General features: G+C 57.4%; 8 protein-coding genes. 1 reads left to right on the plus strand and 7 read right to left on the minus strand.

The window, feature by feature from the left end; all coding sequences use genetic code 11:
* Positions 1 to 522: 522 nt before the first annotated feature.
* Entirely contained in the window at positions 523 to 1,959 is a 1,437-nt protein-coding gene (gene glnA, locus NQ014_RS10655; protein ID WP_257075304.1) for a type I glutamate--ammonia ligase, read from the minus strand.
* 404 nt (positions 1,960 to 2,363) lie between these two features.
* Here glnA and NQ014_RS10660 point away from each other — a divergent pair, with 404 nt between their 5' ends.
* Positions 2,364 to 2,882 (plus strand): RDD family protein, encoded by a 519-nt coding sequence (locus NQ014_RS10660; RefSeq protein ID WP_016423046.1) that lies wholly within the window; start codon positions 2,364 to 2,366, stop codon positions 2,880 to 2,882.
* Positions 2,883 to 2,884: 2 nt separating this feature from the next.
* Here the strand turns inward: NQ014_RS10660 and NQ014_RS10665 are convergent, their stop codons facing one another.
* The 6 genes from NQ014_RS10665 to sucB all read right to left on the minus strand — a co-directional run.
* A complete protein-coding gene (locus NQ014_RS10665) occupies positions 2,885 to 4,504 on the minus strand; it encodes an aspartate:alanine exchanger family transporter (RefSeq protein WP_257075312.1) in 1,620 nt (539 codons plus the stop codon).
* A gap of 254 nt (positions 4,505 to 4,758) precedes the next feature.
* Entirely contained in the window at positions 4,759 to 5,538 is a 780-nt protein-coding gene (locus NQ014_RS10670; RefSeq protein WP_005511046.1) for a DUF4191 domain-containing protein, read from the minus strand.
* Positions 5,539 to 5,631: 93 nt separating this feature from the next.
* Positions 5,632 to 6,690, minus strand: a complete 1,059-nt coding sequence (gene lipA / locus NQ014_RS10675; protein WP_257075306.1) for a lipoyl synthase — start codon at positions 6,688 to 6,690, stop codon at positions 5,632 to 5,634.
* A 9-nt stretch (positions 6,691 to 6,699) separates the two neighbouring features.
* Positions 6,700 to 7,503, minus strand: coding sequence for a lipoyl(octanoyl) transferase LipB (gene lipB, locus NQ014_RS10680; RefSeq protein ID WP_257075308.1), 804 nt, complete (start codon positions 7,501 to 7,503; stop codon positions 6,700 to 6,702).
* 152 nt (positions 7,504 to 7,655) lie between these two features.
* The gene (locus tag NQ014_RS10685; protein ID WP_257075309.1) at positions 7,656 to 9,281 is read right to left on the minus strand and encodes an inorganic phosphate transporter; all 1,626 of its coding nucleotides are present in this window, start codon (positions 9,279 to 9,281) and stop codon (positions 7,656 to 7,658) included.
* A 572-nt stretch (positions 9,282 to 9,853) separates the two neighbouring features.
* A partial coding sequence (gene sucB / locus NQ014_RS10690) for a 2-oxoglutarate dehydrogenase, E2 component, dihydrolipoamide succinyltransferase (RefSeq protein ID WP_257075311.1) occupies positions 9,854 to 11,106 on the minus strand: 1,253 nt, incomplete at its 5' end.

The following is an 11,106-nucleotide window of genomic DNA, read 5'->3' on the forward strand; positions in this document are numbered from 1 at the left end:
GCCCCCGCCCCCGCATCCGTCCCCGTATCTGTCCCTCGTGTTTTTCCCTAGCGCCACCCTCGCACTTATGGCCAATTTTCTGGCACCTATCGATGATTTTCCTTCACTTGTCGACGATTTTTCGTCACTTATCGAAGGCTGTCCGGCTCTTATGCGCACGGTATCCTCCCCACTCTGTCACTTGTCGATGCGCTGTTCACTTATGGCCACGCTATAGCGCATCGACAAGTGAATATTGCATCGATAAGACGGGGGAGGAGAGTGTGTGACTCTACTCGTGCAGGAGGCGCGGCCCTTTTGTGGTGGGGTATGGCTCTGTTCAGGGAGGTGGCCCGGAACCGCGCATAGATCCGTGCTCACATACGCGCGTGCATGCGGGTCCAGGCACCCGCAGCCAGCGTGGCCGCAACGAAAAACCGCCTGGCCACATTTACTGTGGTCAGGCGGCATCCACCAAGCTTGTTGGGCGGCCATAAGGAGCAATGGGGGCTGCTCGCTGTGGCCGTCGTGAAGCGAAAAACTTTAGCAGTCGTAGTACATTTCGTATTCCTGCGGAGTCGGGCGCAGGCGAACCGGCTCGATCTCGTTTTCGTACTTGTAGTCGATGAAGGTCTGGATGAGGTCCTCGGTGAAGACATCGCCCTCGAGCAGGAACTCGTGGTCGTTGCGCAGGGCCTCGAGTGCGGCCTCGAGAGAGGTCGGAGCCTGCGGGATGTCGGCGGCTTCCTCTGGCGGGAGCTCGTAGAGATCCTTGTCGACCGGAGCGTGCGGCTCGATGCGGTTCTTCACGCCGTCCAGTCCGGCCATCATCATGGCAGCGAAGCCAAGGTACGGGTTGCCCGACGGATCCGGGGCGCGGAACTCGATGCGCTTTGCCTTCGGGTTGGAGCCGGTGATCGGAATGCGAACAGCGGCAGAGCGATTGCGCTGCGAGTAGACCAGGTTGATCGGAGCCTCAAAGCCCTTGACCAGACGGTGGTAGGAGTTCAGGGTCGGGTTGGTGAAGGCCAGTACCGCACCTGCGTGGTGCAGGATACCGCCGATGTACCAGCGAGCAATGTCCGACAGGCCTGCGTAACCGGCCTCATCGTGGAACAGCGGCTTGCCGTCCTTCCACAGCGACTGGTGAGCGTGCATGCCCGAGCCGTTGTCGCCAGCCAGCGGCTTCGGCATAAAGGTGACGGACTTGCCCTCTTCCCAGGCGGTGTTCTTGATGATGTACTTGAAGGTCTGCAGGTCGTCTGCAGCGTGCAACATCGTGTTGAACTTGTAGTTGATCTCCTGCTGGCCACCGGTGCCGACCTCGTGGTGGGCGCGCTCCAGGTCGAAGCCGGCGTCAGCGAGCTTCAGGCACATCTTGTCGCGCAGGTCCTGGTAGTGGTCGTACGGAGCGGTAGGGAAGTAGCCGCCCTTCAGGCGGGTCTTGTAACCCAGGTTTGCAGAGCCGTCCGGGTTCTGGTCCTTGCCACGGTTCCACCAGCCTTCGATGGAATCAACTTCGTAGAAGCCGCGGTTGGTGTCGGTCTCGAACTTGACGTTGTCGAAGATGTAAAACTCTGCCTCAGCGCCGAAGAAGCAGGTGTCGGCGATGCCGGTGGAGATGAGGTATTCCTCCGCCTTCTTGGCGACGTTACGCGGGTCACGGGAGAACGGCTCGAGGGTAAATGGATCGTGGACGAAGAACTTGACGTTCAGGGTCTTTGCCTTGCGGAACGGGTCAATGCGCGCGGTGCTCAGGTCGGGCAGCAGTGCCATGTCGGACTCGTCGATGGAAGTGAAACCACGAATCGAGGAACCGTCGAATGCCAGGCCTTCGGCCATCGCGTCCTCGTCAAATGCGGATGCCGGGATGGTGAAGTGCTGCTCGATGCCGGGAACATCCGTGAAGCGGACGTCTACGAACTCGACGCCCTCTTCCTTGATATACGCGACTACTTCCTCGGGAGTTTTGAAGGACATGTGCGGTCTCCTTAGTTGGCCTTGTTTAGTACGCAGCAGGGAATTCTTGCACGATGTTTCGTGCACCTGCCGCGCTGTCAAGGACTGGCCGGTTGACGCCTTCAAGCTTAACGAACCACGCATTCATTCTGGAATTAGAACCACGAATTTCTGGCATGGCGCGCGCGGAATTCGCCAATACGGAATGCATTACGCAAATAGGAAGCGGGTTATCTGTTTATGGAAACAAGGCAATACCCTGCGCATTCGCGTTACACACGCTTTACGACGAGCCTTTAGCTCCCATGCTGATAAGAAAATGGAAAAGGCGACGAAACATCGCCCCCGGATTACCCCCGCACGCGCTGAATGGCTGTCCCAGCCCGTGATTTGATAGCCGGATTGCTGCATTAGACTATGAATCCATGGAAGAAAAGCACAGTTGGCTAGATGGCCCTCAGATTCCGGGAGAGTTCGATAATCCGGACAAGCTCTCGGACTACCCCGGCCAGGCATTGGGTCTTGCCCCCGATGGCCCAGGCTCGCAGGCGACGCTGATGCGTCGCGTCGGCGGCATTCTCATTGACTGGATTATTTCCTTGATGATTGCCGGCGCTTTTTCGATGTTCTTCGGCCCGAGCGAGGCGCAGATTGACCAGTTCGGGGATTCGTTTATCGCCTGGCAGTCATTCCTTGCGACCTATTCGCCAGTTGTCTTCCTCATTATTGGCACGGTGTCGGTTTGGCTGTTCGCCCGCACTCCGGGCCAGTGGATGATGAAGATGGGTGTCGCTCGCGTGGACAAGCCCGGCGAGCGAGTTGGCTTTGTTCGTGCCTTCTTCCGCAGCTTGCTTACTCTTTTCTTGCTGCCGCCAGCAATCACCGACTCGGATATGCGCGGCATGCACGACCGTGCCACTGGCACGGCCGTCATTTTGGGTTAGCGCTATAGCACCAACACGACCAGGACCTGGGCGAGAATGATCTTCATGATCATGGCCATTGGATACACCGTTGTGTATCCCATTGCCGGCAACTCGTTCTTGGCCTGGTCGTTGACGTATGAGAGCACTGCCGGGTGAGTCTGCAAGCCCGAGAGGATACCCGCAGTCTGGCCGAACGGAATCTTCAGCACACGGTGGCCGACAATGAGGGTCAACAGTGCAGAGCTAAACGCGATGGTGGCGGCAAGGCCCAGAACTGTCAGTGATGCCGGGTCAGACAACGCAGCCTGGAATCCCTTACCAGCAGTGGTGCCGATACCAGCCAGGAACAGTGCTAGACCCATGGTGCGGAACGCCAGGTTGGCCGAGTAGGGGATAGGCCAAACCAACGGTCCAGTGCGACCGACAGCACCCAGAATCAGCGCCACAACCAGTGGACCACCAGCGGATCCCAGGGCTAGCGAGCTGCCGCCCGGAAGCGGAATCTTGATGAGACCCACCAAGACACCCAGCGTAAGCCCAAGGGTGAGCGGCAAGAGGTTGACGTCGGAAAGCTTCTTGTAGGAGTCGCCGAAGAACTTTGTTGCGTCCTTGATTTTCTCTGGCGGTGCAACCACACGGACGCGGTCGCCAAGCTCAAGGCGCATGTTTGGTTCCGCGACGATGTCGTGGTCGCCGCGGCGAATACGCGTAATAATCATGCCGTCCATGCGAGTCTGAAGCTCCGCGATGGGTACGCCAACCACGTCAGATGCAGAGACGAAGATGCGGCGGAAGTCCAGGCGGCCGTCGTGTGTCGGATCGCCTGGCATAAGCTCGCCAAGGTACTCGGCGGCACGAGCAATTTCTTCCTCTGTACCGACGACGGAAATAATATCGCCGACAGAGACAGTGTCACCCGGAGATGGAATGTAGAGGTGACCCTTGTACTCAATGCGCGAAACCGTAATGTCCAAACCGAACTTCGACGGAAGGTCAGTGATGGAAGGCAGGTCGTCCTTGAGGATCTTGATGTCCCGAGTATGCAGCGGAAGTGCGGCGACACCTGCGTCAATAGCTTCCTGGTCGTGATCGACGCGGAAGACCTTCGACATAATGCCGATAGAGGCAATCACTGCCAGCACGCCGATTGGGTAGGCCAGGGAGTAACCAATCACCGGCATATCGTGCGCAGCGGCCAGCTCGCCCTTATCCGAAATGAGGCTAGGAAGAGCATCGACGATTGCTGCCATAGCCGGGGTGTTGGTCAGGGCGCCTGTGAAGGCGCCTGCGCCTTCCACCGGGTCGATAGGCAAAAACTTGATCAGCAAGAAAGACTCGATAGTGACAACTGCGAGCACACCAATGCCGAACAGGTTGTGCTTGATACCGCGCGAGCGTAACGAGCTGAAGAACTCGGGGCCCGCCTCCAACCCGATGGTGTAGACGAATAATGCTAGGCCCACGATGTAAATCAACGGGGAGATTTGAATTTCCGGCTCAATAGTCGCGAGGATAAGACCGACGAAAAGGACGGCAGCCACGCCAAGCTTGAAGCCGAAGATCTTGATCTGGCCAATTGCCAGGCCAAGAAACAAAATCACTAGAAGCGCTAAGAGTTCATTTTCAGCCAAGAGTTGCACATATCCCATGGTGGCACAACTAGCAGTAATCTTCATTAAGCATTGTTTCCAGCAAGGATATAACCTGTGATAAGTGAGAGCAATCACTTCAACAAGACATCAATAACTGTGTGTGAAGACATGGCTTTAGGCTTCGTTTTAAAGCGTTAGAGCACAAAAAGGGGCCCGAAAGCCCCTTTTTTGTGCTTCAACCTAGGTTGTCCCTTGTCGGGTTGCCCGAGCAACCGACCCCTGGTGAAACCTAGCTAAAACCTCTAGTGCTTCTTGCCGCGATTGGCGGCACGGCGCGCACGACGGTTCATACCGGCCTGTGGGTTAGCGCCCTTCGGCATCGGCCCCTTGGGCATGTTCGCGCGCGCATCGCGAATACGGTCCATCGACTGGATGCGCTCATTCAAAGCATTGGCCTGATCCTTATTCAGGTTGCGCGGCAGACGCATGAGTTCGCGCTGCAGCTTCTTCGGCGGGACCTGGCCCTCGTCGCTACCAGCAATCATGTCGTAAATTGGAGCTTCGCCCGCAATGCGTGCCAGCGACTTCTTCTCACGAGCAATCATCTGCTTGACGCGGTTCGGATCACCTTCACCGACCAGCACAACACCGGCGTTACCAATAACACGGTGTACAGCATCCATGTGCTGATTAGCGACAACACCGGTCTTGACGTGCCAGACATAGCCAACGCCCTGACGCATATTGTCCAGCGTCCACGCCGCAGCGCCGGCCTGGCCTTCCGCCTCTGTGTAGAAGGACGCCTCAAGACGCTTAGAGAAGATGTACATCGCGACCATAAAGCCGATCGAGATACCAATAATCGTCAGAACCCAGGGCCAGACTCCACCAATGAGCAGACCAAGCAGTAACAGCAGGATAATTGGACCGAAGAAGCCCAGCGCCATGTAAGGCACGAGCTTGTTGTCCCGCGAGCGCTGCAGCTTAAACGCCTGCCACATCTGGCTACGAGTCTGCTTACGCTGAGCGCGCTTGGCGGCGCGGTTCGCCTTCTTCATTTCTTTCGCATCATTGGTCGCCATAATCACCAACTTTAGGGCATGCGATGTAGTTTTAGGCAATAGACCGCGCCGTAGCGTCGTTTCGCTTTACGACGGCGCTGCGGCCGTCAACCTCTAGGAAGCCGGAATAGTCGAAGTGACTGGCGTATCCTCCGATGCGCCATAGCGGTCGAGCAGAGTCGAGGCTTCCTGAAGCGCGAGGTTGTTGTCGTTGTCGTCGGCAAGCGCGGACAGATGCGCAGGTAGTTCCTGACCGCGGTGCGCCAGTGCGCGGGTGTAGAGCCGTCCAGCGCGGTAGGAAGAGCGGACCAGCGGGCCGGACATGACACCGGCAAAGCCCATCTCTTCAGCGGTCTTGGAGAGCTTGACGAACTCCTCTGGCTTAACCCAACGTTCAATTGGATGGTGCAGTGGAGTGGGGCGGAGGTACTGAGTAATCGTCAGAATATCGCAGCCGGCATCGTGCAAATCCTGCATAACGGAGATGATTTCGTCATAGGTTTCGCCCATACCCAGGATGAGGTTGGACTTGGTAACCAGTCCAGCTTCGCGAGCGCGAGTGATGAGTTCCAAAGAACGCTCGTAGCGGAATGCGGGGCGGATGCGCTTGAAGATACGAGGCACCGTCTCCACGTTGTGGGCGAAAACCTCGGGCTTGGCATCGAAGACCTGCTGTGCTGCAGATTCGTCGCCACGGAAGTCATCGACAAGAAGCTCGACTCCGGTATTCGGGTTGAGTTCGTGGATTTGGCGGCAGGTCTCAGCGTAGAGCCAGGATGCACCGTCGGGCAGATCGTCGCGGGCGACACCGGTGATAGTGGCGTAACGAAGACCCATCTCGCGGACGGATTCCGCAACACGACGCGGCTCATCCTTATCCAATGGGTCGGGCTTGGCCGAGTTAATCTGGCAGAAGTCGCAGCGGCGGGTGCACTTATCGCCGCCGATAAGGAAGGTGGCCTCGCGGTCTTCCCAACATTCGTGAATGTTCGGGCAGCCGGCCTCTTGACAGACTGTGTGCAAAGAGGCACCCGAGACACGGTTTTTCATGTCCTTGTAGCTGGGGCCCGGACGGACCTGGTTGCGAATCCACCGGGGCTTGTTCTCGATAGGGGTCTCGGCATTTCGTGCCTCGACGCGCAGTAACTTACGTCCTTCTGGCTTAACAGTCACAGTTACATCCTACTCTTTTGTTGATGAGTACTCGAATATGCCGGTGGTGGAGTTGTGCTTCACCCGGTGTGGCAGGTCCTTCGTGGGGTCGGGCGCGGAGCCGAAGGAATGGTCGGCAACGGTCAGGCGGCCTTCTAAAGCATCTTGCAAATCCGCCAGAAGCGGCTCTGTCATCTCTGACACGCTAACATCTCGGTCAAGCTCCCGGGATAGGGTGGTCACTCCAGCATCGGAGATGCCACACGGGATGATGTAGTTGTAGAACTCCATAGAGTTGTCGCAGTTCAGACTGAGTCCGTGCATGGTCACACCATGAGTCACGCGGATTCCCAGTGCCGCAATCTTTCGGTCGCTCAGTCCGTTTGATGCAGGAACCCATACCCCCGAGCGGCCATCGATACGGCCAGCAGCTGCGATGCCGGTCCGGCGAACGGTTTGAATGAGGGCTTCTTCCAGTCTGCGGACGTAGTCCACGACATCGACCGGCTGAGCGAGCTTGATGATGGGATACATCACCAGCTGGCCCGGGCCGTGCCAGGTGATGCGGCCACCGCGGTCGACATCGACGACCGGCAACCCATTGGTAGGACGGTCCTCCGGCTGGGTGCGCTTTCCTGCTGTGTAAAGACTCGGGTGCTCAAGCACGAGAACCTGATCTGGAATCAGGTCTTTCGCACGCTTGGCAGCAAGGTCCGCCTGTAGGTGCCAGGTCTCCTCGTAGTCGACAAGGCCGAGATGTTGAATCTCGATGTCGGAGCTTGAGTCCCGAATGGATTTATCTGCGCGAGTAAAAGGTTTTCTTGGGGCAGTCATGGTGGCCTATAGGATACGCTGAATTTCTGTGAGCCTCAGAATTCTTGCTACTTGGATAGCGCCAAACTTACTTGGATAGCGCCAGACGTGAAAATACCCCGGTGGCCACTAGAAAGTGACCGCCGGGGCGAAAGTGGCGTGCTTTTGTGGGCTTAGCCGAAGACGACGCGCAGGATAGAAACGGTGATTGCCGAGATACCTGCAGCGGCCGGAAGGGTAATAACCCAGGCCAAACCAATCGGCTTCATCAGGTTCCAGTTAGCGGCGCGGTTAACGATACCGACACCGAGAACGGCACCAATCAGAATGTGGGTGGAGGAAACCGGCAGACCCAGCAGGGAAGCAATCATAACGACCACAGCAGCGGAAAGCTCTGCGGCAAAGCCCGATGCCGGGTGGATCTCAGTCAGGCCGGATCCGACGGTCTTGATAACGAAGCGGCCGATAAACCACAGACCGGAGATTAGAGCGATACCCATGGTGGTCATGACTGCCAGCGGGACACCGGACTCGGAAGAAATCTCGTTGGTACGGAGAACATCCAGAATTGCCACGAACGGGCCAAGCGCGTTAGCGATGTCGTTCGAGCCGTGGGAGAAAGCGAACGCAGCAGCGGTGAAGACCTGCATCCAGCTGAACAGCAGGAAGGTGGAACGATCCAAATCCTGGCGCTTCAAAGTACGCGCGAAGATGTAAACGGCAAGCCACACTGCGGTGGCGATCATGCCCATAATCAGGAAGTTGTCCAGGCTGGAAAGCCCTAGGTGAAGGTTCTTCAGGCCCTTGAACAGCATCATCGCGGAGATGACGATAGAGCCCAGGGCCGCTAGACCCGGAACCCAAGCTTCCAACGCGCGGTGAGCGCGGACATCATCAACCTTGGACTCGATGTGGACGAGCTTGCGGAAGTACTCAGACTCCAGGTCGTCCGGAGTCCAGTCATTGTCACGCATCGTCGTCGCGTCGCGAAGCATCGCGTTGGTGTACGAAATCTGATCGTGCTCAGGGAGCTTTTCGAAGTCGTCGCGGTGCTGCGCCTTGAGGTCCGCCTTTTCCTGGTGGATGGCCTGCAGCTGCTTGGAAGCCTTGTCGTTGTAGACGAGAATCGAGTTCTTAATACCGCTGAACAGAAGGAACGCAACCAAACCGCCGAGGAGCGGAGAGAGGACCCAAGAAACGGCGATCTGGCCGATCTGATCCCACTGGACCATGCTCCAGCCCCCCTTGCCGGTGATAAAACCGACGGTCAGTGCGGCACCGACGATACCGCCGACGATGGAGTGGGTAGTGGAAACTGGCCAACCCATGCGGGTGGCAACGAGGAGCCACACTGCTGCGCCGAGAAGCGCGGACATCATGATGAAGGCGAACTCCATCGGGTCCAAACCGTGGATCGCGTTCAGGTCCACAATGCCGGAACGGACCGTGTCAGTAACTTCGCCACCAGCGAGGACGGCGCCCGAAACCTCAAAGACTGAAGCGACAACAAGCGCCTGCTTCATGCTCAGGGTGCCTGCACCGACTGAAGTACCGAAGGAGTTAGCAACGTCGTTACCGCCGATGTTGAACGCCATGAAGACGGCGAACGCGATGGTAATCAGAAGAATTGCCGTATTTGCCTGCGGGCCGACAAAGTCATAAGCCCAGAAGACAAAAATTACGATATTGATTGCGAGAAGCCCGCCGAAGAAGAGATGCCACCACTTATCTGAGGAGCTCGATTGCTCAGACGATGTGGTCCCGGTCGACGAACTAGTATTCGCTGGAGCCGAGGACATGCTCCACCTTTCTAAGTTACGTACAGAGAGCAAAAATAGGCACGCCAAAGAAGCCTGCTGTCTAATGATTTCTTAGATTGGTAAAGGCTAACTGCTAACTGGGTGACAGCTAGGTTAACAAATAATGAATTTAATTATCGCTATCTTCGGCTCTCGTCGGCGTAGCTGGAAGCGATAGCCGGAACTGCGTGTGGGGGGGGGGCGTGTGGCGTTCTCGCATTTCGGCAGTACAAAAAGCATGCACATTTGCTACTTGCGGCTTTGCTTTCGGTTAGCTCCTCCTGCAGTCCGCTGATGGCTTAATGGCGCAATAACAGCACGTAAATTCTTTGTGTCAATGGAGCCTTTGTTAGCTATGTGTGGCTACGCGAAATCTGAGCCCTAGCCAAGAATAGGGTGCCTGCGCATTTGAAGGAATCGCTGATTAGGTTCAACTGCGGGACGAATGCGGCAAAAAATACCCGCGTCAGCCGCAAAGTGCGACTAACGCGGGCAGGGAAGAGGTAGAACCTCCTGCTAGCAAGCTAGCTAGATTCCCACGGCGCTACTACCCCAGGAGGGGAGCAGACTGCTTAGAGCTGCAAATCCGATTCGAAGTTAGCAACCTCGAGGCGGTCAACAACGGTCGTCATGAAGCGACCTGCATCAGCGCCGTCAATCAGGCGGTGATCGTAGGTAATCGGCAGGAAGACCATGGCGCGAATACCAATGGCATCTGCCTCATTCTCGGTGACGACTACTGCGCGCTTCTTAATCGCGCCGGTACCGACCATTGCGGCCTGCGGCGGAACCAGAATCGGAGTGTCGGTCAGAGCGCCCTCGGAGCCGATGTTGGTAATGGTGAAAGTGCCGCCGGACAGGTCGTTCGGGGTCAGCTTGTTGTTGCGAGCGCGGTCTGCGATGTCCGCGATAGCAGCAGCCAGCTCCGGCAGGGACATATCCTGAGCGTTGTGGATGACCGGGGAGAGCAAACCACGCTCGGTATCGACAGCGATACCCAAGTTGACCTGCTCGTGGTAGGTAATCTCCTTGGTCTCTTCGTTCCAGGAAGCGTTGACGTTCGGGTGGCTGACCAGAGCCTCAACGATTGCCTTTGCAAAGAATGGCAGGAAGGTCAGCTTCGCGCCGTGCTTCTTCTCGAACTCAGCCTTCTTAGTAGCGCGCAGATCCCAGATGGCAGTCATATCGGCCTCGTGGACCTGGGTCAGCTGTGCAGAAGTCTGCAGAGACTCGAGGGTCTTGGCAGCGGTAATCTCGCGGATGCGGTTGACACGCTGGGTGGTGCCGCGCAGCTCAGCGAGCTCAGGGCGAACGCCCTTGGTGGACCAGTTGGAGCCGGACTCAGCAGCAGTCTCCTGGCCGCCCTCGGCAGCGCGCAGAACATCCTGCTTACGAATGCGGCCGCCAATCCCGGAGCCCTCGACCTTAGTCAGGTCAACGCCGTGCTTGTCTGCCAGCTTGCGGACCAGCGGGGTGACGTAAGGAACGTCCTTGTTAGCGGAAGGCTTGGATTCAGTCTTCGGAGTCTCCTTCTTCGGCTCCGGCTTGGACTCTGCCTTTGGAGCTTCCTTCTTTGGCTCGGGCTTGGACTCCGCCTTTCGCTCTTCCTTCTTGGGCTCCGGCTTGGATTCAACCTTCGGAGCTTCCTTCTTCGGTGCGGCCTTCTTTGGCTGGCCACTGCCAACGCGAGCGATGACCTCGCCGACGTCAACGGTGTCGTCTTCGTCGTAGAGGACCTCGAGCAGGGTGCCTGCGACTGGGGAAGGAATTTCGGTGTCGACCTTGTCGGTGGAAACCTCGAGCAGTGGCTCGTCGACCTCGACGG

It is taken from the genome of Corynebacterium sp. 5QC2CO (genome assembly GCF_024580435.1).
Lineage (GTDB): Bacteria > Actinomycetota > Actinomycetes > Mycobacteriales > Mycobacteriaceae > Corynebacterium > Corynebacterium jeikeium_D.

Bases quoted from the DNA above. Each gene is read 5' to 3' on its own strand.
- glnA (WP_257075304.1), bottom strand. From the start codon at position 1,959: ATGTCCTTCAAAACTCCCGAGGAAGTAGTCGCGTATATCAAGGAAGAG.
- NQ014_RS10660 (WP_016423046.1), top strand. From the start codon at position 2,364: ATGGAAGAAAAGCACAGTTGGCTAGATGGCCCTCAGATTCCGGGAGAG.
- NQ014_RS10670 (WP_005511046.1), bottom strand. From the start codon at position 5,538: ATGGCGACCAATGATGCGAAAGAAATGAAGAAGGCGAACCGCGCCGCC.
- lipB (WP_257075308.1), bottom strand. From the start codon at position 7,503: ATGACTGCCCCAAGAAAACCTTTTACTCGCGCAGATAAATCCATTCGG.
- NQ014_RS10685 (WP_257075309.1), bottom strand. From the start codon at position 9,281: ATGTCCTCGGCTCCAGCGAATACTAGTTCGTCGACCGGGACCACATCG.